Source organism: Pseudomonas sp. FSL L8-0168 (assembly GCF_037976155.1).
Taxonomy (GTDB): Bacteria; Pseudomonadota; Gammaproteobacteria; order Pseudomonadales; family Pseudomonadaceae; genus Aquipseudomonas; species Aquipseudomonas paracarnis.
In genome coordinates this window covers 1,461,208-1,485,284 of record NZ_CP150262.1, presented here as the reverse complement: position 1 = coordinate 1,485,284, position 24,077 = coordinate 1,461,208, and the positions used below count along the sequence as shown (strand labels likewise).

The following is a 24,077-nucleotide window of genomic DNA, read 5'->3' as shown; positions in this document are numbered from 1 at the left end:
AGGAAATTATTTAATGGCGTTTTTTAATGTTAAGGCAACATGGTTTAACCACCTTTGCCCATCACTCCATTCATTAGGGTAATAGTAATAACAGCCGATATCAGAGAGTAAAAAGTCTTGAAGATCTTGCTCTGTTTTTTTGGCTGATATTAGTTTTTCTAGCTCTGATAGCACTATTTTTATCGTATCTTCAGGCGACTCCGAAATAAAAAAATCAATTACGTCGTTTGCGCTTTTATGATCATCAACCCAATCTTGATTGAAGTATCCAGCAAGAAATTGCTGCAGCTCGGGGTAGTCTTTATTCATGGGTTTGGAAACCCTGTGTGAATTCGATATCCAGTATGCATTTTTTGGTCTCTGCGAATAATTAAGTAAATTTCTTTTCCGGGTACAGGTGTCGTAGTGTTCTTTTTGAAACTTGTGCCGATTGGCTCTGGGGATAGTTGAGTGATGACTATCTGCTGGTTGTTTCCTTCTAGGAAGTCTTTGATTTTGTCTTGATTGTTATCCAATACCTTTGAAACGGCGAGTTCAGCTGTTGCGCGATCATGAAACGTAGAGGCTGCCGGGATATGTGGTTCCTGTCTCAAGCGGTCAAGCAGCTGTTGATCAGTTCTACCGACATGCTTTTGCATTAGATGTCCTCCTGCCGCCTCATGTGCGGCTAAACCTCCTCCTGGAACGATTACGCTATACGGCCCTTCAGGGCAGCTTGTTTTTTTACAGCTCAGTCCCAGCGGGTCTACCCAACCTGTCGGATTGGGCACATACCGGTACCCATTGATCCCCCCCGCCAGCTTCATTGGATCTGGCGTCAGGTAACGACCAATATCCGGATTGTAGTAGCGATGGCGGTTGTAGTGCAGGCCGCTTTCTGCATCGAAATACTGGCCTTGAAACCGCAGTGGATTGTCGACTTTGCCCACGTCGAGCCGGGCGATCTGGCCGTAGGCGCGGTAGTGGGCGGACCAGACGATTTCGCCTTCGGGGCTGGTCAGTTCCTGCGGGGTGCCGAGGTGGTCGAGTTGGTAGTGGTAGGGCTTGGTTTCTTTTGGGCCGAAACCGTCCAACAGTGCCAATGGGCGGAAGCTGCCGGGTTCGTAGAGGTAGCTGCGATGGCGCTCTGCATGGTGTTCGGCAATCAGCTTGTCGCCTTGCCAGAAAAACTCGGTGGTTTTGTCGTCCACGGTTTTGCTGATGCGGCGTCCAAATGGGTCATAGCGATAGCTGGCGGTTTGGCCGTTGGGCGTTGTAACCCCGACTAACCGATGCTGGCAGTCGTAGCGGTACTCAGTGACAAGTTGCTGGCCCTTGCCGCGTCGTTCGCGGATGAGGTTGCCGAAGGCGTCGTAGTCGTAATGACGGTCGCCCTGGATCATCAGACGATTCGCGGCGACGATGTCGGGGCCGGGGCGGTCTTGCATGAGCAGGTTGCCCGCCGGGTTGTGGCCGAAGCGTTCCTGTACGTCATGGGAGTGGTCGGCGCGGGTCAGGCGATTAAGCGGGTCGTAGCGGTAAAGGTGTTCGCCTTTGCGGGTGTCGAGCAGGCGGGTGAGGTTGCCGGCTTTGTCGTAGTCGTATTGGCGTTGGTAGAGGTGGTTTTGCTGTTGGGTCACCGCGTGGGCGTGCAGGCGGTGTTGGTCATCGTAGTGGTAGTGGCTGAGCAGTTGGCCTTGCTGGCGCTGATGTTCGCGGCCGCTCTTGAACAGATGTGAGGTGAGTACTTCACCGTTGAGTTCGACTGTGGCGAGGTGGCCGCCTTTGTCGTGGTTGAAGGTGACGCGGTTGTTGTCTGGCAGGCACAGGTTTTTCAGCTGGCCGCAAGCGTCGTAGCCGTAGCGCAGGGTGCCCCAGCCCTGGTGTTCGGCGGTGAGGCGGTTTTGGCGGTCGTATTCGTAGGCCAACGCCCAGTGGCCGTCCTCGACGCTGAGGAGGTTGCCCTGACGGTCGTAGGCATAGTCGACAACGCTGGCATCGGGCAGGGTTTTTCGGACGAGGCGCCCGGCGTGGTCGCGCTGATAACGGGTGATTAGCTGACTGTTATCGTCGCCGTATTCGGTCTTCTCCAGCAGGTTGCCGTTGAGGTCGTAGGCGTAGGCGGTGCGCTGGCCGTCGAAGCCGGTTTCCTGGCGGATCAGGCCATTGAGGTGGTAGTCGAGTTGGTAGGTTTCGCCGGCTTCGTTTTCGATCTCGGTGAGCAGCAGCCGGGCGTTGTCGTAGCGGTACTTGACTTGGGTGCCGTCGGCGTTGAGACGGCGGCTGATCAGGTGCAGGCCGTCGGCGTATTCATAGCGGGTGACGTGGCCCAGTTCGTCGCGTTCGGCGATGATTTTGCCGTAGGGGTTGTAGCTGAATTCCCTACAACCACCGCCTGGCAATACAAGACGAATCAACCTGCCGACGCAGTCCCAGTGATATTGCGTCAGCGCACCATGCTCATCCTCACAGGCAACTTGCCGCCCCAGATCGTCATAGCGATAACGCTTGATCCCACCATTGGGCAATTGCTCCTCAAGCAGTTGCCCGCGTTCGTTCCACACCAGCCGATGGCAACTGCTGTCGGGATACCAAACCCCAACTAATTGCCCATGTTTGTCATAGCTGTAGTCAGTCGAATTGCCATCCGGGTCAATCTTGCGGATGACATCGCCCTGAACATTGCGCTCATATTTCCAGACCGCCTCCCCACGCCTGACAACCCGAACAAAACCGTTGTCATGTTCGTAGGAAGTCGGCTCATCATCCCCCGGAAACAGCGCCACCATGCGTCCGGCGTCGTCATATTGATAGGCCGTCACCGCGCCCATCGGGTCTTGCTCGACGGTCAGCCGGCCCTTGGCATCGTAGGATTTGTAATGCTGAGCGCCATCCGGATCGATGCGCTGCACCAAGCGCGCCCGGTCGTCATGGACATAGACTTCCTGGCTACCATCGGCGTTATGCACGGTGACGCGCCCGTCATCGCCCCAGGCGTAACGCGTGTCCATCTGCGAAAAACTCGCCCAATGCCTGACGCAACGTGCCGCCTTGCCAGCGCGTTCCCACGCCCAAAAGAAACTCGCCCCACCGGCCAACTGCCGCTCAAGAATGACGTGCTGATCGTCATATCGATAACGCTCGCTTTCCCCGACAGCATTGGTCGCGCAAACCAGTCGTCCGTCTTCGTCATAGGCGTAGGAAACAAGGTTCTGCTCGGTCTCCCACACGTAGGGCTCTCGCCCTTTGGCACGATGTACTTGGTAGTCCACCGCAACGATGCGATCCAGCTCATAACGCAACAGCAACGAGCGACCCGCGCCGTTATCCAGCCGCTCAATCCGCCCGGAACGATCACGGCAAATGCGTAGACGGTTGTCATACGCATCGCTGATCGCAGTCAGTACACCGTCGCGAAAGTGATAGAACCGTGACGCTTGGGCCAGCACCAACTCGTCAGGCGCCGAACCCAAATAGATCGCCGCTTCCGCCAGGCTATTGGTGATTGCGGGCCGAGAGTCGCTGGGCAATGGAAACTGCGTATGGCGGTTCTCATGATCGGTCCACACCACCGAATCGCCCGACACCACCAGCCGATGAGCCAGCGCATGGCTCCAACCCAACCCCAGCCCACAATCGACCTCCACCGCGCTAGTGCGATACAGCCGTGTCCACTCAAACGGCAAAATCCCGTCCAGCGCGCCGTCGGTGAGGGTGAGCAATTCCTCGCCGGTGACCATCGACACCGGGCAGCCGTGAGTGACTGTTTTATCCGCAGGCGCCGCCGCATCGCCCTTCGGATTCGACGCCACAGTTGGCACATCATCGACAGGCTCCTGACGGACCAACGTCGTGCGCTGGGTCTTGTCGCGCACCATCGGCACCGGGTTCGAAACCAGCGTGTCGCCCGCCTTCAACGGCACAGCCGGCACCGTCTTAATCGGCGTCGCCGCACTGCTCAGCAACACCGGCTTGGCGGCCTCCACATGGGTTTCCAGCCGAGGCCCCACTACTTGCTTGGCCAGCAATTCCAACAACGCCCGCGCCCGCCCGGATTTGACGTGACTGAGCACACGAGCCCCCAATCGCACCATCACGCCCATCGCACCCAACACGCGAATCAGCAGCAGATTGATCAGCACCTCACCGGTAATCTCACCCCACAGTTCAGCCATCTCCGTAGGCGGGAGCATGCGCATCCAGCTGACCAGCGCCGACAGGTAGATAAACAGCAGCGGCTCATCACTGAGCACCAACAAGCCCTGGGCGATCGAGTCACTGCCCAGGGTCAGCAGTTCATCGAGCTCAGCTTGCGAAAGGTAGTGCAGCAGCTTTTCGCTATTGGGTTTGAGGTCTGCCAGCAGCGCAGACAGCTCGCCAATGTTGTCCCACAGGCTGTAAAGCGCCTTGCCCAACCCACTGGCAAAAGCCGCTTCCAGCAGGCGGCGCCGTTCCAGCGGGCGGGCGTCTGTGTAGTTTTTCCACTGGGCTTGGAAGGTGTCGGTCCACTCTTTGCGCAGCCGGGTTTCCAGTGCAGCGATCACCGACTGGTAGGACGCATACAGCGCCTGGACGTGATCCTGGGAAACGTTGGGGTAGAAACTCACCCGGTATTGCTGGTTGCGATCACACTCGGTGACTTCGAGGATGCCACTGGGGCCGATGGTCTTATGGAGGGGCTCGCCCAGCGGGTCGCCGTGTGGATCAACGCGTTGCACCACCACTGGCGTGTTGCCGATGGGCACGAACCTGGTGCTCTGGAACATATGCACCAGGGTCAAGGTACCTGTGGCCTGGCACGTGGCGACGGTACTGCTGGGGAACAGGGAACGATTGATCGGTGCAACCAGTGCGACGTCATCGCCGACCTTGAACACCTGTTCGACTTCCAGTGCCGAGAAGCTCCAAAAGCTTTTGGCCCACTCGTCAAAGGTGTTCAAGCAATCGCGAAAGTCACGGAAGACGCCTTCAACGTCGACCACTTCCACGTTCATTGGCGTCAGCGCCAGCCTGCCAATGGCCGGGTTCAACTGTCGGCCCCGTCAACCGCACGCGTCACGAAAAAAACCATCTGCACTCCCTCGCACTGTTTGATCAGGCGAGGGACTTTGCAGAGGTTTGCCGGGGTGAGGAGTAGAGCTTATCCGGCAGTTGTGTGGGATGTTTCAGTTACTGCCAGGCACGGGGTTCGGCATGCCGACGAACCCCGGTTAGACTTACCTGTCGATATCTGCACTGCCCGGTCTGTCGTTAACCAAGGAAGCCCCATGTATTCAACGCGTCTGCTGCTCTGCCTCATTCCTTTGCTGGTACTGGCCGGTTGTTCCACTTCCCGTGGCCCTCAGCAGCCCGAGCGCAGTGAAGCGGAGGTGAAGGCGCAGATCGTGCGCCTGCTGCCGGCCAAGGTCGCGGACCGTAACGGCTGGGCCCAGGACATCTATACCGCCTTCGACACCCAGAAAATCTACCCCAGCACCGAAAACATCTGTGCGGTACTGGCGGTGACCGAGCAGGAGTCCACCTATCAGGTCGACCCGCCGGTGCCGGGCATGGGCAAGATCGCCCAGGATGAAATCCTGCGCCGCGCCGGCAAGGTGCATGTGCCCGCCTTCGTGGTGCGTAGCGCCTTGCAGTTGCGCTCGCCCACCGGCAAAACCTACGCCGACCGTTTGAATGCCGCCCGTACGGAGAGGGATTTGAGCGGCATTTTCGATGACTTCATCAGCATGGTGCCCCTGGGCAATACGCTGTTTGGCGGGTTCAACCCGGTACACACCGCAGGCCCCATGCAGGTCAGTATCGACTTTGCGCAGAAACAGGCGCGGGGTTATCCCTACACAGTGGACGGTACGATTCGCCGCGAAGTGTTCACCCGTCGCGGCGGTATGTACTTCGGCATCGCCCATTTGCTCGGCTACCCGGTGAGCTACGACCAGCCGCTGTACCGCTTTGCCGATTTCAATGCCGGTTGGTACGCCAGCCGCAATGCCGCGTTCCAGGCCGCGGTCAGCCGTGTTTCAGGCAAAGAGCTTGCACTGGATGGGGATTTGATTCGCTATGGCTCCTTGCTGCCCGGCACCACCGAGCTGGCGGTGCGTTCACTGGGGGCGAAACTGGACATGCGCAACCCGAGCATTCGCAGCCAACTGGAGCAGGGCGAGCAGTTGGATTTCGAGGACACCACCTTGTACAAGCGCGTCTTCGCCTTGGCCGACCAGGCGGCCGGCAAGCCGCTGCCACGGGCGATCCTGCCGGGTATTGTGCTCAAAAGCCCGAAGATCACCCGCAACTTGACCACGGCCTGGTTTGCCAAACGCGTGGATGAGCGCTACCAGCGCTGCCTGAAGCGCTGATCAACCGCGGCGCTTGACGAACCGGCGCCACAAGCCCACCCACAACCACACCACCGGGAACGCCAGGATCACGAAGGGCAGCACATAGCTGGCGCGTTCCAGGGCGTCTGCGGTGCCGTTCACCAGGTTGTCTCCCAGGTTGCTGAACATCCGGGTGAACCTTGACACCTGGTTGGCGCCGTCGGAGGAGCGGAAGTTCAAGGTCACACGGTTGGTGTCGAGGCGGCGTTGCTGGCCGGCGGCAACCTGGGCCAATTCCTGCAGCTCGTTTTCAATACCGGCTTGCTCTTTGCTCAGGACGATCAGGTCGCTGACGGTGATGTCCTTGCGCTTGGCCAGTTCGTCGAGACGTTGCTGCTGGGCTTGCAGGCGATCCTGGCGACGGCGCACATCCGCCACGGCATCGGCCAGGTCCTCGGCCGTGGTGATGCGCTGGCCGAGCTTACCGCCTTCGGCCGCCAGGGCGACCATCGGCTCCACACCCGTGGGCGCGATCCGCAGGATGATCTGGCCACCCTGGCTGTCTTCGGTAATGCCCAGGATATTGCAGGCGCCAAAGCGCGCCGTTTCACACGCCTCGCGAGTGGCCTGCATGCGCGGCGAAAGCAGGGCACCGGGCAGGGCCAGGGTCAATTCATGTTCATAAGCCAGTTGTGCCCCGGCCTTGCCCTGTTCGCCATTGATGACGGTGGCGCGAGAGTGTTCCTTTGGGGAACAACCGGCCAAGGCCAGGCCGGCGAGCAAGAGCAACAGCGGCGCGCGAAGCGGGTGGGAGTTGCCGTCCAGGTGGCGCATGGCGTTTCCTTGAAATGTGCGGAAGAAATTGGGCGAGATTAAAGCGGGTCTGGCCCATTAACGCAAAGCATTGCCCGGGATTTGCCCGGCTGATGGTGGTGGCTGCCGGGTCGAGGCTGGCGTACATCTCAAGCCTCATACCAGGGAAGCAACCACCATGAACGCTCAGACCGTCCCCCAAGGCTTTGTCCCATTGCCGCGCAGCAGCCCGTTGCTGGAACTGCTCGGCCCGGCGTGTTGCCGTGGCGAAGGTTTGCAATTGGAAGTCGGCCTGCGCGCCGATCATCGCCACGCCAATGGGCGAGGTACGGTGCACGGCGGGGTGCTGGCGACGCTGGCCGATATCGGCATGGGGTACGCCATGGCGTTTTCCAGTGAGCCGCCGTTGCCGTTGATTACCGCCAGCATGACCGTGGATTATCTGGGCGCCGTGCAGGTAGGGGAGTGGATGGTGGTGCGTCTGGAAAGCCATAAGCGCGGACGGCAGATGGCGTTCGCCACGCTGAGTTTGCAAGTGGAGGAGCGCGTGGTGCTGCGGGCGAGCGCGGTGTTTGCGGTGCCGCAAGCTGACAGGCAGTGAGATCAAATGTGGGAGCTGGCTTGCCTGCGATAGGGGTGTGTCAGTTAGCAATGATCTGACTGATAGACCGCTATCGCAGGCAAGCCAGCTCCCACATTTTTATCGAGTTCATTCAGGGGATATCGATAAAAGAAAAGGCCTGGCTTTTCGTGGAGCCGGGCCTTTTCTGTGTTGCTCTTATTGGCATGGGGGCCGCTACGCAGCCCAACGGGAGCAAGCTCCCTCGCCACAACCGCGATCCGGTTCAGTTGCGTTCGAGCGCCAGGGCCACGCCTTGGCCGCCGCCGATGCACAGCGTTGCCAAGCCTTTCTTGGCATCGCGCTTGATCATTTCGTGCAGCAGGGTCACCAGTACGCGGCAGCCTGAAGCACCGATCGGGTGGCCGATGGCGATGGCGCCGCCGTTGACGTTGACCTTCTGCGCGTCCCATTCCAGCTCTTTGCCCACCGCCAGGGATTGCGCGGCGAAGGCTTCGTTGGCTTCGATCAGGTCTAGATCAGCCAACTGCCAGCCGGCCTTGTCCAGGCAGCGGCGGGTGGCCGAGACCGGGCCGATGCCCATGATGGCCGGGTCGACGCCCGCGTTGGCGTAGCTGGCGATACGCGCCAGTACGGGCAGGCCGAGAGCCTTGGCTTTGTCGGCGCTCATCAGCAGCACGGCCGCAGCGCCGTCGTTCAGGCTCGAGGCGTTGCCGGCGGTGACGCTGCCGTCTTTCTTGAACGCAGGCTTGAGCTTGGCCAGGGATTCGGCGGTGGTGCCGGCGCGGGGTTGTTCGTCCACCGCGAAGGCCACCGGGTCGCCTTTGCGCTGGGGAATCAGGATTGGCGTGATCTCATCGGCAAAGCGCCCGGCTTCGATAGCGGCCGCGGCTTTTTGCTGTGAGGCGGCGGCAAAGGCGTCCTGGGCTTCGCGGCTGATGCCGTACTTGTCCACCAGGTTCTCGGCGGTGATGCCCATGTGGTAATCGTTGAACGCATCCCACAGGCCGTCGGTGATCATGCTGTCGATCATCTTCGCGTGGCCCATGCGCAACCCGGTGCGTGCGGCAGGTAATACGTACGGGGCCAGGCTCATGTTCTCCATGCCACCGGCAATGATCACCTCGGCGTCGCCGCAACGAATGGCCTGTGCGCCCAGGTGCAAAGCCTTGAGGCCCGAACCGCAGACCTTGTTCAGGGTCAGGCTCGGCACGGCGTGGGGCAGGCCGGCAAGGATCGAAGCCTGGCGTGCCGGGTTCTGGCCGCTGCCTGCGGTGAGCACCTGGCCGAGGATCACTTCATCCACTTGCGCCGGGTCCAGGCCGGTCTGCTGCAGCAGGCGACGGATCACGGCGGCACCCAGTTCCGGGGCCGGAATGTTCGCCAGCGAACCTTGGAAGCTGCCCACGGCGGTGCGGGTGGCAGCAACAATCACGACGTCTTGCATGGAATCTGTCCTCACTGGAAGTGCATTTCTGGAACGTGGTCCGGGACGATCAGTTTACCGGCGGTCTTGCTCACAATCTCTTCAACGCTGACGCCAGGTGCGCGTTCCTTGAGGACAAAAGCGCCATTTTCGATTTCCAGGTACGCCAGGTCCGTGAGCACACGCTTGATGCAGTTGGCACCGGTCAGCGGCAGGCTGCATTGGCTGAGCAACTTGGACTCACCGTCTTTGGATGCGTGAGTCATGATCACAATGATGTTTTCTGCGCCGGCCACCAGGTCCATGGCACCGCCCATGCCCTTGACCAGTTTGCCGGGGATCATCCACGAAGCGATGTTGCCCTGTACGTCCACTTCGAATGCGCCCAGTACGGTGAGGTCGACATGCCCACCGCGAATCATCGCGAACGACTCGGCGGAGGAGAAGATCGAGGCGCCGATGCGTGCGGTGACGGTCTGCTTGCCGGCGTTGATCATGTCGGCGTCGATGGTTTCTTCGGTCGGGAACGGGCCCATGCCAAGCAGGCCGTTTTCCGATTGCAGCATCACTTCCATGCCGTCGGGGATGTAGTTGGCCACCAGGGTCGGAATGCCGATACCGAGGTTGACGTAGTAACCGTCCTGCATCTCGCGGGCAACGCGTTGAGCCATTTGTTCGCGGGTAAGCGCCATGATTGTTTCCTCTTATTGTTCTGGACGGGGATTATTTGCGGACGGTGCGCTGTTCAATGCGCTTTTCGAAGGTGCCGCAGATGATCCGGTCGACGTAGATGCCAGGGGTGTGGATCTGCGCCGGGTCCAGCTCGCCCGGTTCGACGATTTCCTCGACTTCGACCACGGTGATCTTGCCGGCGGTGGCGGCCAGCGGGTTGAAGTTCTGGGCGGTGTGACGGTAGATAACGTTACCGAAGTGGTCGGCTTTCCAGCCTTTGACGATGGCAAAGTCGCCGGTGATGGACTCTTCCATCAGATACGGGCGGCCCTTGAATTCGCGGGTTTCCTTGCCTTCGGCAACGGGGGTGCCGACGCCAGTGGCGGTAAAGAAGGCCGGAATGCCGGCACCGCCTGCGCGCATTTTTTCTGCCAGGGTGCCTTGAGGGGTAAGCACCACCTCAATCTCGCCGCTGAGCAGTTGTTTCTCGAAGAGGGCGTTTTCACCCACGTAGGAAGCGATCACTTTGCTGATCTGCTTCTGTTCCAGCAGCACACCCAGGCCGAAGCCATCGACGCCACAGTTGTTGGAGACCACCGTCAGGTCGCGGGTACCTTTGCGCTTGATTTCGGCAATGAGGTTTTCCGGAATGCCACACAGGCCAAAACCACCGGAGAGCACGGTCATGCCGTCTTCCAGGCCTGCCAGCGCTTCTTCATAGGACGCCACGCGTTTATCGAAACCTGCCATATGCACCTCTTTTATTGTTTGTGGTCCAGCCAGTGAGTTGAGTGTTGCGCCAGCGGATTGATTTGTTAAGTTGTTTTTTAAGGTTGATTGATTTAGAAAACAGCATAGTCCAGTCGTCGTCCGGAGCTGCGTCATGACCGTTAAACAGATGCGTGCCTTTCTCGCTGTTGCTCAGAGTCTGAGTTTTGCCGCTGCCTGCGAGCGTTTGCACCTCTCCCAGTCGGCGTTGAGCTTGACCATCAAGGGCCTGGAAGAAGGCTTGGGCGGGCGCCTGTTCAGCCGTAATACCCGTAACGTCGCGCTGACCCCTGAAGGTGAGTCCCTGTTACCCCTGGCCCGCCGGTTGATTGCCGACTGGGACAACGCTGAGGACGAACTGCGCCAGCGTTTTACCTTGCAACGGGGGCGTGTCACGGTGGCAGCGATGCCATCGTTTGCTGGCAACCTGCTGCCCCCCATCCTGAAGATATTCCGCGCCCGTTACCCTCAGGTGAACGTGACGGTGCATGACCTGATCAATGAGCAAGTGCTGGAGATGGTGCGCGACCGTCAAGTGGAGCTGGGGGTGGCCTTCGAGCCGTCTGAGGGCTCGTCATTGGCGTTCACGCCGTTGTATCTGGATCGCTTTGTCGCCGTGGTCCCAGGCGATTCAGCCTTGGCACAGTGTGCTGAAATCGACTGGGAAGCCTTGTTGGAACAGCCGTTCATCACCCTGCAACGGCCTTCCACTGTGCGGGTGATGCTGGAAGAACACCTCGGTGCCTTGCAGATGAAATTGCCCGTTGCCTTGGAAAGCCATCAATTGGCGACGGTGGGCAAAATGGTTGCCAGCGGTTTGGGGGTTAGCGCGGTGCCAGCGTTATGCGCCAGGCAGATGGAGGAGGCGGGAGCCCATTGCATTACCTTGACTGGCCCGGTGATCGAGCGGCCGATTGGGGTGCTGACCAAGCCGGGGCATGAACTGTCGGCGGCGGCGCAGGTGTTGTTTGATATCTTTCGGGATGAGGCGAGGAAGGGCAGGTTTCCAACTTTCTAAACCAGTAAATACACCTGTGGGAGCTGGCAAGCCAACTCCCACATTGATTGAGTACTACTTAGTAGTAACGGTCGATCACTTTAACTTGCGAGCTGTCTTTGAAAGACGCCCAGGCATTGTTAAGTGTGTCGAACACTTGCTCGATAAAGTTGCGATCAGCGGCGGCCTTCTTGCCGACATAACCCTGGCCACGGCGGTACATCTTCAGGCGCGCCGCCAGCTCACGGTTGTTACGGTCAAACTCGGCTTCTTCGGTATGGGGCGCCAGGCAGTCAATTTGCACTTCGCCGGATTTGCCAATCCACAGGATATGGTCGTCGAGTGTGTCTTTCTGCGCTGCGAACATCTCAGCCAATTCATCGATAGTGGGTTGGTTGTTCAGATTCATGTGTAAGCCCCTTGACCAGTTGGCGATCTATCAGTTGATTCGTTAATACCAGTAAGTTGTCTCCGGTCACTAAAACCGGGCGTCAGCGACGGGCTGCCGAATACGGGCAGGGTCTTGAAGCTGATGCATGTAGTCTTGCTGATGGACTGCTACGCAATGCTCTGATCACGAAGACAAGCCGCGTTTGAGCGCCTTGTACCTGTCCCTTCCGGGGCCGGTCAGCTTCATCAATCTGCCTTGTGGGCAGTGCACATCCGGAAAAACAGCTCGGCGGTCAGACGAGCCTGTTCAAAACGCTTGTTACCAACGCTCTCGATCCGAGAGACGTCTAGATCATGCAAGGACAAAAAGGTTACGTCAACGGTTATGTAGTGATTATTTTTGCTCACTACATAAATTGCCGCGGGGACGGGGGAATGCGCGAAAACGTGACTTGGGCGTCATTTTCTGTGCGGTGGGTCGCAGGGTTTTGGTGGCGAGTTTACGCAGATCCCCTGTGGGAGCTGGCTTGCCTGCGATGGCGATGTGTCAGTGAGTACATGTTCGCCTGACACACTGCTATCGCAGGCAAGCCAGCTCCCACATGTTGATGCGTCGCTATCTCAATCTCTCGGACAGTAAGGGTAATAGCCGCTCGCACGAGGCCTGGATCTTCACCTGCAACAGCTCATCACCCCGAGTCTTGCCCAGGTTGATGGCAATCACCGGCTTACCCTGATCGACCATCGCCTTGCACAGGCGAAACGCCGAATAGGCCATCAGCGATGACCCCACCACCAACAGTCCTTCGGCATGCTCTACCGCCGTCATTGCCTTGAGCGCCGTCGCTGGTGCGACGTTCTCGCCAAAGAACACCACATCCGGTTTCAGCCGTTCGCCATTGCAATGTGGGCAGTGGGGTACCTGGAAGCGCTGTTCAAAGGCCGGATCGAGCAAGGTGTCGCCATCCGGCGCTTGCACCGCATGAACCTGTGCCATGTGCGGGTTATCGACCTCCATCTGCCGCTGGATCACGTCGCGCTCGCTACGCAATTGGCAATCCAGGCACAGCACCCGATGCAAGCTGCCATGCAGCTCGATCACACCCTGGCTGCCGGCCTGGTCATGCAGGGTGTCGACGTTCTGCGTAATCAGCCCGCTGATGTGGCCACGGTGCTGCAGCGTCGCGAGCGCCAGGTGGGCCTTGTTCGGCTGGGCAATGCGCACCCGTGGCCACCCCAGCATCGCCCGCGCCCAGTAGCGGCGCCGCGCCTCGGGAGTGGCGAGGAATTCCTGGTACATCATCGGTGGCTTGCCCCGGCGTACACCTTCCCCGTCCCGGTAATCCGGGATACCTGAAGATGTACTGATCCCTGCGCCGGTCAGCACCAGGAAACGCCGGCCGGTCATGGCCCGGTGCAGGGTGTCGAGGTGATCTTCCTGATGGTCCAGCGTGTCGAGCATGGGTTCCCCCTATTCGCCGCGGATGTACTGTTCCAGCTGCTGGATCAAGGCCGCTTGTTCGGCAATCGCTTCCTTGACCAGGTCACCGATGGACAGCAGGCCCAGCAGTTTGCCGTCTTCGACCACCGGCAGGTGGCGCAGGTGACTGTCGGTCATGATGTTCATGCATGCCTCGACACTCTTGTGAGTATCCACCGTGATCACCGGCGAGCTCATCACCTCATGGACCTTGGTGGTGACCGACGAGAGGCCCTTGAGCATGATTTTGCGCGCGTAATCCCGTTCACTGATGATGCCGACCACCACGTCATCCTTGACCACTGGCAAGGCACCGACGTTTTTCTCGGACATCCGCACCAGCGCTTCAAACACGGTGTGGTCCCATTTGATCGTGTGGACGTCCTGGTTTTTCTGCTCCTTGGCTTTCAGCAGTTGTGCAACGGTCTTCATGGCGGCCACTCCGGTGTTGTTGTTGGTAGTCCAGATCCCCTACAGAATCCTAGACCGAACTCGCCGGAGCAAGGGCCAATGCGGCGTTAAACCTGTCGAAAAACGTCATGTGCCGGTTTTTTTCGGTATCTATCCCGCATTTACCGGCTTTTTCCCGCGTTTGGGGCTGGCGCCGGCCTTGCGCGGGGCGGCCTTGCGTTTCTTTTTCCAGGGCGTTGCACCTCGTCCAGCCGGGCTGGCGGGGCCAGTGATAGTCATGCGCATGCCGTTACAGCGTGCCACCTGCTTGCTCATCCACGCCGCTTGCTTGGCGACGAATTCCTCCAGGCTCATTTCGCCGCTTTGCACCATGTCCAGCGCCTGTTCCCAGATGGCGGTGGTGCCGGGGTCGGCGATGGCGCGGGGCACTGCGTCAATCAGGCTGAACGCGGCCGGGGTTGCCGACAGGGCCTTGCCGTTTTTCACCAGATAACCGCGGTCCAGCAAGCCCTGGATGATCCCGGCGCGGGTGGCCTCGGTGCCGATGCCAGTGGTGTCCTTGAGTTTTTGCTTGAGCAACGGGTCCTCCACCAGCTTGGCGACGTTTTTCATGGCCTTGATCAGGTCGCCTTCAGTAAAGGGCTTGGGCGGCTGGGTCCATAGGTCCTTGAGGTTGACCTTGGCCACGGCGTAGTCGTGGCCCTGCACCAGCGTCGGCAACGCTTGGGGCGCAGGGGCTTCGCGACCTTTGGCGGGTGCCAGCGCTTCGGGCAAGGCGCGTTTCCAGCCCGGTTCAATAATGACTTTGCCCACCGCGCGCAACGCTTGGCCGGCACAGTCGAAATCGGCCTGGGTGCGGTCGTATTCATGGTTGGGCAGGAACTGCGCCAAGTAGCGCGCACGAATCAGCGTATAGACCGCACGGTGCTTGCCGGTCAGTTGGCTGACCTCCTTGCCGGCTCCGGTGGGGATGATGCCGTGGTGGGCGCTGACTTTCGCGTCGTTCCAGGCCCGCGAACGGCGCCGAGGGTCGATGTGCGACATCAGCTCGTTGACCGCCGTGTCCGCACGGCCCAGCGCCGCAAGAATCTTCGGCGCTTCACTGTGCTGGCTCAACGGCAGGTAGCCGCAATCGCTGCGCGGGTAGGTGATGGCCTTGTGGGTTTCGTACAGGGATTGAGCGATGTCCAGGGTTTCCTGGGCGCCCAGGCCGAGCTTCTTCGAACAGATCTCCTGCAAGGTGCCGAGGTCGAAGGGCAGGGGCGCCACTTCGCGCATGCGCTCGGTACGCAGTTTCACCAGTCGCGCCGTGGCGGCGTTGAGCATGGCGTCGGCGGCGTCCCGCGCCAGTTGCGGGTTGAGGCAACGGCCCTGGTCGTCACAGGCATCGTCAGGGGCGCGCCATTGGGCGGTGAAGGTCATGTGCTCGTGACGCAGGTCGACATCAATGGCCCAATAGGCCACCGGCACGAAGTCGGCAATGCTGCGATCACGGTCCACCACCAGGCGCAGGGTCGGGGTTTGCACGCGGCCTACCGGCAGCACGCCCTGGTAACCGGATTGGCGCCCCAGCAGGGTAAACAGGCGACTCATGTTCATGCCGATCAGCCAGTCGGCACGCGAGCGCCCCAGGGCCGAATGATACAGGCTGAAGGTTTCTGCACCGGGTTTGAGCGCCGCCAGGGCCTTGCGAATGGAGGCGTCGTCGAGCGCCGACAACCACAGCCGCTGGATCGGCCCGCGGTAGCGGCAGTGTTCTACCAGTTCACGGGCGATCATCTCGCCTTCACGGTCGGCGTCGGTGGCGATCACCAGTTCCTGGGCTTCGCCCAGCAAGCGCTTGACGGCCTTGTATTGGCTGGCGGTCTTGGGCTTGACCAGCATCTTCCATTTTTCCGGGACGATCGGCAGGTCGGCCAGCACCCAGCGTTTGTATTTGGCGTCGTAGGCGTCGGGCGGGGCGGTTTCCAGCAGGTGGCCGATGCACCAGGTGACCGTGACTCCATTACCCAGCCAGCACCCATCGCCCCGGCGGCTGGCGCCAAGCACAGCCGCGATATCCTTGGCCTGGGAGGGTTTTTCACAGAGGTACAGCCGCATGGTCATCACATCAGATCGGGTTGATGCCTTGCAGGATGCTTATTTGAAGGGGTTTGAGCAACCATTATCTGTATGGATGTACAGCAATTTGTGTGGGTGCCATACGTCGCTGTAGGAGCGAGCTTGCTCGCGAAGGTCGTTAACGATGACGCGGGGCGCCTGGTGCCCCGCGTTGCTCTCAGGATCTTCGCCAGCGAGCTCCTACAAGGGAGAGGTATCAGTTTTTTTCGATATCCACATGCCGGGTTTCCTTGAGGCAGAACAACCCGACGATCAGGCTCACGCCCGTCACCACCACCGGGTACCACAACCCATAGAAGATATCGCCGGTGTACACCACCAGGGCAAACGACACAGTGGGCAGGAACCCGCCAAACCAGCCGTTACCGATGTGGTAGGGCAGGGACATCGAGGTGTAGCGGATGCGCGTCGGAAACAGCTCCACCATCAGCGCCGCCAAGGGCCCGTAGCACATGGCGGCGATGAAGATCAGCACCACGATCAGCACCACCACCATCACCTTGTTGACCTGGGCCACATCGGCCGATGACGGGTAACCGGCCAGGGCCACGGCGCCACGCAGGGCCGCTTCATCAAAACCGTCGATACGCACATCGCCGACGCTCACTTGCACCGGGCTGCCCGCAGGGGCGGCGGCGCTGCTGTAGGGCAGCCCCTGTTTGACCAGGAAGGTCTTGACCTTGTCGCAGGGGCTGTCAAAACGTGCCTTGCCCACCGGGTCGAACTGGAAAGTGCAGGTGGCCGGGTCGGCCAGTACGGTGATCGGCGCCTGTTGGCTGGCCTGGTCCATTGCGGGGTTGGTGTAGTGCGCCAGGCCCTTGAAGATCGGGAAGTACAGCGCGGTCGCCAACAGCAGGCCGAGCATCAGCACCGGCTTGCGCCCGACCTTGTCCGATAGCCAGCCAAACAGAATAAAGAACGGTGCGCCGATCACCACGCTGATGATCAACAGCATATTGGCCAGGGCTGGGTCCATGCGCAGGAACTGGGTGAGGAAGAACAGCACATAAAACTGCGCTGCGTAGAAGGTCACCGCCTGCCCGCCGTTGATGCTGAACAGCGCGATCAGCACCACCTTGAGGTTTTCCCACTTGCCGAAGGACTCGCGAATCGGCGCCTTGCAGGCCTTGCCTTCCTCTTTCATCTTCAAGAAGGCGGGCGATTCGTGCAGGCTCATGCGGATCCAGGTCGAGATGCCCAGCAGCACGATGGAAAACAGGAACGGAATGCGCCAGCCCCACACTTCGAACTGATCGCCGGTGAAGTAACGGCAGGCCAGCACCACCAGCAGCGACAGCAGCAAGCCGAGGGTGGCGGTGGACTGAATCCAGCTGGTGTGCAGGCCGCGCTTGCCCGGTGGCGCATGCTCGGCCACGTAGGTAGCGGCGCCGCCGTACTCACCGCCCAGCGCCAGGCCCTGCAGCATGCGCAGCACAATGAGGATGATCGGTGCGGCAATGCCGATGCTGGCGTAGGTCGGCAGCAACCCGACGCAGAAGGTTGCCACGCCCATCAGGATGATGGTCACGAGGAAGGTGTACTTGCGCCCGATCATATCGCCCAGCCGGCCGAACACCAGCGCACCGAATGGCCGCACCACAAAGCCTGCGGCGAAAGCCATCAAGGCAAAGATAAATGCCGTGGTGTCGTTGACCCCGGCAAAAAACTGCTTGCTGATCACCGCCGCCAGGGCGCCGTAGAGGAAAAAGTCATACCACTCGAACACCGTCCCCAAAGAGGAGGCGAAGATGACCTTTCTTGATTCGTTGGCGGTACTTGCACTGGCCGCCGAGCCCAGGGGTTGAGCATGTTCTGACATCGGGTGTCCCTCACAGTGATTATTTATTGTTTTTCCACTGTCGGCGCCAACCTCGGCGCCGGTGTTTTTCAACTTCATATAGCGTTAATGATTACGCGGGGTGCCCTGTGGTGCGCGGTGCTGGTGGGTTTTTCGCGAGCAAGCTCGCTCCTGCAGTGTTGGGTGACAGAATCAGCTGTGCGGCCTTCTCCGCGATCATCAGCGTGGGTGAGCAGGTATTGCCGGAGGTGATGCGCGGCATGATCGACGCATCGGCAATGCGCAGGCCGGGAATGCCGTGTACGCGCAGCTGGCTGTCGACCACGGCGTCTTTGTCATCGCCCATGCGGCAGGTGCCCACCGGATGGAAAATCGTGGTGCCGATCCGTGCAGCGGCCTCGTGCAGTTGTTCTTCAGTTTGCAGGGCTTCGCCGGGCAGGTATTCCACCGGTTTGAACTGGCTCAGGGCCGGAGCGGCGACGATGCGCCGGGTCAGGCGAATAGCGTCGGCCGCTACACGCAAGTCTTCGGGGTGGCTGAGGTAATTAGGCTGTATCAGCGGCGCATCCGCCGGGTTGGTCGAACGGATATCCACCCGGCCGCGACTTTGCGGGCGCAGGTCGCAGACCGACGCGGTAAATGCCGGGAAGCCGTGCAACGGTTCGCCAAAGCGTTCCAGGGACAGTGGCTGCACATGGTATTGCAGGTTGGCCGAGGTCTGCTCCGGGCCGGAGCGGGCAAACGCGCCAAGCTGGCTGGGCGCCATCGACAGCGGGCCGCTGCGGTCGTACAGGTAGCGCAGGCCCATGCCCATCTTGCCCCACAAGGTACCGGCGATCTGGTTCAGGGTGCGGGCATTTTCCAGCTTGTAGATCAGGCGCAGTTGCAGGTGATCTTGCAGGTTGCCACCAACCCCTGGCAGCTCGTGCACCACGTTGATACCCAGCGGCTTGAGCACATGGGAAGGGCCGATCCCTGAGCGTTGCAGAATCCCCGGTGAACCCACGGAACCGGCGCACAGCACAATCTCCTTGCGCGCCTTCCAGCTCATCGACTGGCCGTGTTGACGCCCCAGTACCTGGCAAGCACGCCCGTTCTCCAGTAGCACACGCTCAACCTCTACCTCAGTCAGCACGGTGAGGTTAGGGCGCTGGCGGATCGGCTTGAGAAACGCCTTGGCCGCATTCCAGCGCACACCGGCTTTCTGGTTGACCTGGAAGTAACCGCAGCCCTCGTTGTCGCCCTGGTTGAAGTCATTGATATTGGCGATGCCGCTTTGAGCCGCCGCCTCACGAAACGCATCGAGGATCGGCCACGACAGGCGCTGTTGCTCGACGCGCCACTCGCCGCCCTCGCTGTGGAATTCAGAGCCGCCGGCAAAATGGTTTTCGCTCTGTTTGAACAGCGGCAGTACGTCTTTCCAAGCCCAGCCCGCGTTGCCCGCCGCCGCCCAGCCATCGTAGTCCTGGGCCTGGCCGCGCATGTAGATCATGCCGTTGATGGACGAGCAGCCGCCCAGCACTTTGCCCCGAGGGTAACTCAAGGCGCGTCCCTGCAGGCCGGCTTGGGGTTGGGTCTTGAAGCACCAATCGGTGCGTGGGTTGCCGATGCAGAACAGGTAGCCGACGGGGATATGGATCCAGGGGTAGTTGTCGCGGCCACCGGCTTCCAGCAGCAGGACACGGTGAGCCGGGTTGGCGGACAGACGATTGGCCAGCAGGCATCCGGCAGGGCCGGCGCCGACGACGATGTAATCGTATTCAGCAGTTGCATTGGGCATCTGGGGTCTCGCTTGTTTTTCTTATTGGGCCCATCCTAGTTGTTAGTTTTCGTCTTAAAAATGTTAGTTTTTACCCACCCGCTGTGCGTTTTTAAACAACGCCGGCTGGCCCAGGCTCTGGAGGCGATATGTTCGACTGGAATGACCTGCGGTTTTTTCTCGAGTTGCAGCGCAGTGGCCGCCTGCTCACCGCCGCCCAACGCCTGAAAACCACGCATGCCACCGTGGCGCGGCACATCGACGCCATCGAGAAAAGCCTCGGCACGGCGCTGTTCGTGCAGCACGCCCAGGGCTATGAACTGACGCCCGCCGGCGAAGCGTTGCTCAAGCATGCCGAGGCTATGGAAAATGTGGCACTGCTGGCCGAAGATGAACTCACCCATTCTGCTGCGCCCCTGGGCAAGATCCGCCTCGGCGTAGCCGAAGGCCTGGGCGTGATGTTTCTGGCCGCACGCATGGGCGGGCTATTTGAACGCTACCCAGGGTTGGAGGTGGAGCTGGTCGCGGTGCCGCGCTTTGTCAGCATCCTCAACCGCGAGGCGGAGATCAGCATTCACTTGGAACGCCCCAGCGCCGACCAACTGGTGACGCGCAAACTCACCGATTATCGCCTGGCGCTGTACGCCAGCCGTGCCTATCTGGCGCGTAACCCGCCCATCGAAAAACGTGAAGACCTCGCTGCCCATGCCTGGATCGATTATGTCGACGACTTGCTGTTCAGCCAGGAACTGAAGTTCCTCAACAGCTTCTGCCGTAGCCCCAAGGTGGTGTTCCACAGCACCAGCGTGATCGCCCAGCACCAGGCGGCGCGTTCGGGGTTGGGGATTGCGGTGTTGCCGTGTTTCATGGCAGCTGGCGATGAGGCGTTGGTGCCGTTGTTGCCGGCAGAGGGCATTCAGCGCAGCTATTGGATCAGCTCGCGCCGGGAGCTGCACAAGTCGGTGCGGTTGCGGGTGTTGTGGGATTATGTAGTGGGGTTGTGCGCGCGGGAGCAGGGCTTGTTGCTCGGTGAATCCCGCTGACGCACACGGATTAAACGGTGGGAGCTGGCTTGCCTGCGATGGCGGCGTGTCAGCTTGCACATGAGTGGCTGATACACCGCCATCGCAGGCAAGCCAGCTCCCACATTTGGATCGGGGTGTGTCAGGGGCAGTCTAGAACTTTACTACCTGATGCACCTGCTCGGCACAGGCCCGAGCCTCTTCAATCATCTTTCCGAACGCATCGCTGGTGACTTCGGCATGGGTCAGCCAGCGCTTTTTCTGGCTCAGGCGATAGTGGTAGCGCAGCGAGCCGTCCTCGAGTTTGCCGTCCAGGTCGAGGTCGTACCAGGGCGAGCGCACCTTGCAGCCGGGGATGGCTTTTTCCATCTTCCCGCCAGCCAGGGTGTAGGTGTAGTCGTAGGTCTCTGGGTTGCCCAGGTAGAGGTCAGCCTGTTGCCCCTGGCGGCGATAGTTGATGTAGCCCTCCCAGCGGTCTTTCAAGGACGGGTCGTTGTAGACATAGTCATTGTCCAGTTTTTCCAGGGCGCGCTGATCGTTCATGCGGGCGGTGACGCTGTAGCCGTCATGTACCACAAAGCGGGTGGGTTCGCGGGTGATCTGGCAGTCGCTGATGTCATTGCCGAAGTTGGCGCAGATGTTCTGGTCGGTGGCGGTGGTGCCTTGCTGGCGGTCAGCGACGCTCAGTTGCATCAACGGCAAGCGGCTGAAGGTAATAGTCGCCTTGACCGCGCCATCTCCCTCTTTGCCGTACTGCACCTGTTTGTCCAGGCGTATCGAGACTTCGGGGCGCTCCAGTGGGATGTGTTCTTCACGCACCTGGCCCTGCGCATCGTTGACCAATACCCACCGGTCCTGAATGTCGGGCATGGTTTGGCCAGGGGCGAAGACCGGGTTGGTCGTGTCAAGCCACCACACCTGTCCATTCACTTCGGCACGCACGATGGCATGGTTCGGCGCCTGGGTGCCGGGGATCAGCAAGGCATCGACCACGTCGCCACGGCTGACCCACGCGGTCTCAGCCTTGATGCCGCTGGCCTTGAGCATGGCCGTCAGCAGGGTCGCCAGGTCCTTGCAATCGCCGTAGCCGTGCTGCTCGATTTCCGCCAGGCTGAACGGCACATAGCCGCGCTCGGTCGCCCGCCAGTCACCCAGGTAGCGGTAGTGATCATTGATGTGCTGCATCAGCGCGGCCACTTGCTCAGCCGGCGCCAGGCTGCGTGCGGCGGCCACCGCGGTGGCGGCTTGCGCCGGCAGGGTGGCGCCGAGGATCTGGTTGTAACGCTGGGCGAAATCACCGAAGTACGCCTGGCGGTCCACGGCGCTGCCCACTTCCAGGCGTGGGACGCGCAGCAGCGCGGCGGCGGAGGATTCATTGATGTAGTTGAGGTAGGTCGGGGCTTTTTGCACCACGTCCAGGGTCTTGCCGTTGCTCGAAGGCGTTACCTTGAAACCGTCGAACAATTCACTTCGCCACTGGATCGGCCGTTCGGCGGTAAAGCGCGCCTTGAAGCGATCGCGGCGGGCTGAGCTGGGCCCGAATTTGAGCACATAGTGGAACTGAGTCATCAGCGGTTTGGCCGGGTAATGCTGGCGTACCGTGTAGCGGATCTGCGTGCCCACGCGCAGGTTGGGGAAGGCCAGGGAGGTTTGCTTGTCGCGGCTGAAGCCTTGGTCCGGGTTGGGTGCGCTGCGGGTATCGATTTGCGTGGCAGCCAGGGCGACCGGCTTGGCGCCAGGCTGAGTGGACTGTGCACTGACCACTTCAAAGGTGTCGGCTTCGGAGTAGTCGAAGTCGATGCGCGAGAGCATTTCGCGGCCGTTGGCCTTGAGAATTGTGTAGTGGTAGGTGGTGGTGCAGTCAGTGCTGGCGTCGCGGTTGAAGTGGCAGTGCAGCTCGGTGTCACTGGCCAGCGGGGCTTCGGCTATGGGTTGCAGGGCCGCGCTGACGGAATGGGAAACCAGCCCCAGACTGATGACAATCAAAGGGCGGTGAAACGGAAAACGGTACATGGGCGCCTCGGGTGACACATTGAAACAGCTACCCGGCGGGTAGCGAGAAGGCGCCGGATGATAATGGATCTCAACGGCAAAGGCCAGGATTGTTCGACAATTTATCGGGCTGAAAGGCCCGTGCTAGAGCCTTTCTTTGATTTGGATCAAGGTTTTTATGCCGCGAGCGCGTCACGCGCTTAGAGGAACCAGCGATATTCCCGCGCCTGGATCTCCTGCTGGAAAGCCAGGTGGTCCTGGCGTTTGTTCTCGCAATACACCTCGACAAATTCCGCGCCCAGCTTGTCGCGCAGTACTGGTTGTTGCTGCATGGCACGCACGGCGTCGAGCATTTCCACCGGGAAATCGGCGCCGCTGTTGCGGTCCTCGTTCAGTGGCGCGATGGGTTCGCGCTTGGCCTCAAGCCCATGCTCCAGGCCCACCAGGATCGCCGCCAGCACCAGGTAAGGGTTGGCATCGGCGCTGGCCAGGCGGTGCTCGATCCGCAGGTTGCGCGGGTCGGACTCGGGGATGCGCACACAGGCATCGCGGTCTTCAAAGCCCCAGCTCGCCCGCGTCGCAGCGTTAACCGTGCCGCCCAGGCGGCGGAAGGCATTGTGGTTGGGCGAGAAAATCGGCATGCAGTGGGGCAGTAATTCCAGGCAACCGGCTACGGCGTGGCGCAATGGCTGCTGCTGATGGGCCGCTAGCAAGTTATTGCCCGCTGCGTCGTAAAGGCTGACATGCACGTGCATGCCGCTGCCGGGAAATTGCAGGTAGGGTTTGGCCATGAAGCTGGCGCGGTAACCATGCTTGAGCGCGACGCCACGGGTGCTACGGCAGAACAGGGCGGCCCAGTCGGCGGCGCGCAGGCCGTCATCGCAGTGGCCGAAGTTGATCTCGAACTGGCCGGGGCCGATCTCGGCGGTGATCACCGTGATGTCGATGCCTTGGTCCTTGGCGGTTTGCGCCATGTCGTCGAGCACGTCGCTGAAACGCGACAGCCGTTCGATATGCAGGTTGGGCTGGTCGTCGGCATCCCCACTGAGCGGGTCGCGGGCAAATTGCGGCAGGCCGTTTTCCAGCTGTTTATCAAACAGGTAGAACTCCAGCTCAAACGCCACCACGGGATGAATGCCCTGATGCTGCAAGCGTTCCAGCACCTTGGCCAGGACTTCGCGGGGTTCGAACTCGATGGGCGCTTCGGTGCCGTCCGAGGTGATGAGCATTTGCCCCAATGGCTGCGACTCCCAGTTCACCGGTTTGAGCGTGCCGGGCACCAATCGGCGATTGGCGTCCGGGTCGCCATCGTTGAAGCAGTAGTCGCCAATCTTGAACAGCCCACCCTGGGCCCCCAGTAGCACCGCATTCTGCGGCAGCTTCAGCGGGCTGCCGGCGGCGATTTTTTCAAGCATCTCCACTGGGTAGCGCTTGCCGTAGAAATGCCCGGGAATGTCCAGGGCGATCAGGTCGACATAGCGCACGTCGGGGTGGTTCTGGCGAAAGCTCCGTACTTCGGCCAGCAACGTGGAGGAATGGCTTTTCACGGGTGCAG

At 60.5% G+C, this 24,077-nt stretch carries 18 protein-coding genes; 4 read left to right on the top strand and 14 right to left on the bottom strand.

All coding sequences use genetic code 11. The features are described 5' to 3' along the window. Positions 1–6: 6 nt before the first annotated feature. Both MHH62_RS06200 and MHH62_RS06195 read right to left on the bottom strand, forming a co-directional pair. Positions 7–309: a contact-dependent growth inhibition system immunity protein gene (locus tag MHH62_RS06200; RefSeq protein WP_019817509.1), complete on the bottom strand. Its 303-nt coding sequence runs from the start codon at positions 307–309 to the stop codon at positions 7–9. Next, positions 306–4,973 (bottom strand): RNase A-like domain-containing protein, encoded by a 4,668-nt coding sequence (locus tag MHH62_RS06195; RefSeq protein WP_339233027.1) that lies wholly within the window; start codon positions 4,971–4,973, stop codon positions 306–308. Before MHH62_RS06195 ends, MHH62_RS06200 begins: the two co-directional genes overlap by 4 nt. Positions 4,974–5,246: 273 nt before the next feature. Between MHH62_RS06195 and MHH62_RS06190 the strand changes: the two genes are divergently transcribed. Then, positions 5,247–6,332, top strand: coding sequence for a DUF1615 domain-containing protein (locus MHH62_RS06190; protein ID WP_032892469.1), 1,086 nt, complete (start codon positions 5,247–5,249; stop codon positions 6,330–6,332). Here MHH62_RS06190 and MHH62_RS06185 read toward each other — a convergent pair whose 3' ends face one another. Next, the gene (locus MHH62_RS06185) at positions 6,333–7,127 is read right to left on the bottom strand and encodes a DUF4349 domain-containing protein (protein ID WP_032892467.1); all 795 of its coding nucleotides are present in this window, start codon (positions 7,125–7,127) and stop codon (positions 6,333–6,335) included. Between the two features lie 157 nt (positions 7,128–7,284). On the opposite strand from MHH62_RS06185, the gene MHH62_RS06180 reads away from it, so the two are divergent. Further along, the gene (locus MHH62_RS06180) at positions 7,285–7,707 is read left to right on the top strand and encodes a PaaI family thioesterase (protein WP_020303179.1); all 423 of its coding nucleotides are present in this window, start codon (positions 7,285–7,287) and stop codon (positions 7,705–7,707) included. 244 nt (positions 7,708–7,951) lie between these two features. Here MHH62_RS06180 and MHH62_RS06175 read toward each other — a convergent pair whose 3' ends face one another. The 3 genes from MHH62_RS06175 to MHH62_RS06165 are packed head-to-tail and all read right to left on the bottom strand — an operon-like array spanning position 7,952 to position 10,534. Beyond that, complete coding sequence (locus MHH62_RS06175; RefSeq protein ID WP_019821410.1) at positions 7,952–9,133, bottom strand: acetyl-CoA C-acetyltransferase; 1,182 nt, start codon at positions 9,131–9,133, stop codon at positions 7,952–7,954. An 11-nt stretch (positions 9,134–9,144) separates the two neighbouring features. Beyond that, positions 9,145–9,804 (bottom strand): CoA transferase subunit B, encoded by a 660-nt coding sequence (locus tag MHH62_RS06170; RefSeq protein ID WP_005786928.1) that lies wholly within the window; start codon positions 9,802–9,804, stop codon positions 9,145–9,147. Positions 9,805–9,835: 31 nt separating this feature from the next. Next, complete coding sequence (locus tag MHH62_RS06165) at positions 9,836–10,534, bottom strand: CoA transferase subunit A (RefSeq protein WP_003190329.1); 699 nt, start codon at positions 10,532–10,534, stop codon at positions 9,836–9,838. Between the two features lie 133 nt (positions 10,535–10,667). Here MHH62_RS06165 and MHH62_RS06160 point away from each other — a divergent pair, with 133 nt between their 5' ends. Further along, the gene (locus tag MHH62_RS06160; RefSeq protein ID WP_020303180.1) at positions 10,668–11,570 is read left to right on the top strand and encodes a LysR family transcriptional regulator; all 903 of its coding nucleotides are present in this window, start codon (positions 10,668–10,670) and stop codon (positions 11,568–11,570) included. Positions 11,571–11,628: 58 nt separating this feature from the next. On the opposite strand, the gene MHH62_RS06155 is transcribed toward MHH62_RS06160, so the two are convergent. The 6 genes from MHH62_RS06155 to MHH62_RS06130 form a co-directional block, all read right to left on the bottom strand. Next, on the bottom strand, positions 11,629–11,958 hold the full coding sequence (locus tag MHH62_RS06155) for a hypothetical protein (protein WP_003190335.1): 330 nt from the start codon (positions 11,956–11,958) through the stop codon (positions 11,629–11,631). A 597-nt stretch (positions 11,959–12,555) separates the two neighbouring features. Beyond that, on the bottom strand, positions 12,556–13,401 hold the full coding sequence (locus MHH62_RS06150; protein WP_200599396.1) for an NAD-dependent protein deacetylase: 846 nt from the start codon (positions 13,399–13,401) through the stop codon (positions 12,556–12,558). A 9-nt stretch (positions 13,402–13,410) separates the two neighbouring features. Next, positions 13,411–13,851, bottom strand: coding sequence for a CBS domain-containing protein (locus MHH62_RS06145; RefSeq protein WP_032903469.1), 441 nt, complete (start codon positions 13,849–13,851; stop codon positions 13,411–13,413). Between the two features lie 129 nt (positions 13,852–13,980). Beyond that, positions 13,981–15,930 (bottom strand): DNA topoisomerase III, encoded by a 1,950-nt coding sequence (locus MHH62_RS06140; RefSeq protein WP_032905030.1) that lies wholly within the window; start codon positions 15,928–15,930, stop codon positions 13,981–13,983. A 217-nt stretch (positions 15,931–16,147) separates the two neighbouring features. Beyond that, entirely contained in the window at positions 16,148–17,770 is a 1,623-nt protein-coding gene (locus MHH62_RS06135) for an MFS transporter (RefSeq protein ID WP_020303184.1), read from the bottom strand. A 91-nt stretch (positions 17,771–17,861) separates the two neighbouring features. Beyond that, positions 17,862–19,529 carry a GMC family oxidoreductase N-terminal domain-containing protein gene (locus MHH62_RS06130; protein ID WP_014717976.1) on the bottom strand — a complete coding sequence of 556 codons (1,668 nt, stop codon included), beginning with the start codon at positions 19,527–19,529 and terminating at the stop codon, positions 17,862–17,864. 128 nt (positions 19,530–19,657) lie between these two features. Between MHH62_RS06130 and MHH62_RS06125 the strand changes: the two genes are divergently transcribed. Beyond that, positions 19,658–20,551, top strand: coding sequence for a LysR family transcriptional regulator (locus MHH62_RS06125; protein ID WP_014717977.1), 894 nt, complete (start codon positions 19,658–19,660; stop codon positions 20,549–20,551). A 132-nt stretch (positions 20,552–20,683) separates the two neighbouring features. Here the strand turns inward: MHH62_RS06125 and MHH62_RS06120 are convergent, their stop codons facing one another. Both MHH62_RS06120 and MHH62_RS06115 read right to left on the bottom strand, forming a co-directional pair. Then, positions 20,684–22,543 carry a DUF3857 domain-containing protein gene (locus tag MHH62_RS06120; protein WP_339232685.1) on the bottom strand — a complete coding sequence of 620 codons (1,860 nt, stop codon included), beginning with the start codon at positions 22,541–22,543 and terminating at the stop codon, positions 20,684–20,686. A 179-nt stretch (positions 22,544–22,722) separates the two neighbouring features. Continuing rightward, positions 22,723–24,069, bottom strand: coding sequence for a glutamine synthetase family protein (locus MHH62_RS06115; protein ID WP_019821422.1), 1,347 nt, complete (start codon positions 24,067–24,069; stop codon positions 22,723–22,725). Between the last annotated feature and the right edge of the window lie 8 nt (positions 24,070–24,077).

Coding starts and splice junctions, on each gene's coding strand:
- MHH62_RS06190 (WP_032892469.1), top strand. CDS start 5,247: ATGTATTCAACGCGTCTGCTGCTCTGCCTCATTCCTTTGCTGGTACTG.
- MHH62_RS06195 (WP_339233027.1), bottom strand. CDS start 4,973: ATGAACGTGGAAGTGGTCGACGTTGAAGGCGTCTTCCGTGACTTTCGC.
- MHH62_RS06135 (WP_020303184.1), bottom strand. CDS start 17,770: ATGTCAGAACATGCTCAACCCCTGGGCTCGGCGGCCAGTGCAAGTACC.
- MHH62_RS06175 (WP_019821410.1), bottom strand. CDS start 9,133: ATGCAAGACGTCGTGATTGTTGCTGCCACCCGCACCGCCGTGGGCAGC.
- MHH62_RS06185 (WP_032892467.1), bottom strand. CDS start 7,127: ATGCGCCACCTGGACGGCAACTCCCACCCGCTTCGCGCGCCGCTGTTG.
- MHH62_RS06170 (WP_005786928.1), bottom strand. CDS start 9,804: ATGGCGCTTACCCGCGAACAAATGGCTCAACGCGTTGCCCGCGAGATG.
- MHH62_RS06130 (WP_014717976.1), bottom strand. CDS start 19,529: ATGCCCAATGCAACTGCTGAATACGATTACATCGTCGTCGGCGCCGGC.
- MHH62_RS06125 (WP_014717977.1), top strand. CDS start 19,658: ATGTTCGACTGGAATGACCTGCGGTTTTTTCTCGAGTTGCAGCGCAGT.
- MHH62_RS06140 (WP_032905030.1), bottom strand. CDS start 15,930: ATGCGGCTGTACCTCTGTGAAAAACCCTCCCAGGCCAAGGATATCGCG.
- MHH62_RS06150 (WP_200599396.1), bottom strand. CDS start 13,401: ATGCTCGACACGCTGGACCATCAGGAAGATCACCTCGACACCCTGCAC.
- MHH62_RS06155 (WP_003190335.1), bottom strand. CDS start 11,958: ATGAATCTGAACAACCAACCCACTATCGATGAATTGGCTGAGATGTTC.
- MHH62_RS06145 (WP_032903469.1), bottom strand. CDS start 13,851: ATGAAGACCGTTGCACAACTGCTGAAAGCCAAGGAGCAGAAAAACCAG.
- MHH62_RS06200 (WP_019817509.1), bottom strand. CDS start 309: ATGAATAAAGACTACCCCGAGCTGCAGCAATTTCTTGCTGGATACTTC.
- MHH62_RS06180 (WP_020303179.1), top strand. CDS start 7,285: ATGAACGCTCAGACCGTCCCCCAAGGCTTTGTCCCATTGCCGCGCAGC.
- MHH62_RS06120 (WP_339232685.1), bottom strand. CDS start 22,543: ATGTACCGTTTTCCGTTTCACCGCCCTTTGATTGTCATCAGTCTGGGG.
- MHH62_RS06160 (WP_020303180.1), top strand. CDS start 10,668: ATGACCGTTAAACAGATGCGTGCCTTTCTCGCTGTTGCTCAGAGTCTG.
- MHH62_RS06165 (WP_003190329.1), bottom strand. CDS start 10,534: ATGGCAGGTTTCGATAAACGCGTGGCGTCCTATGAAGAAGCGCTGGCA.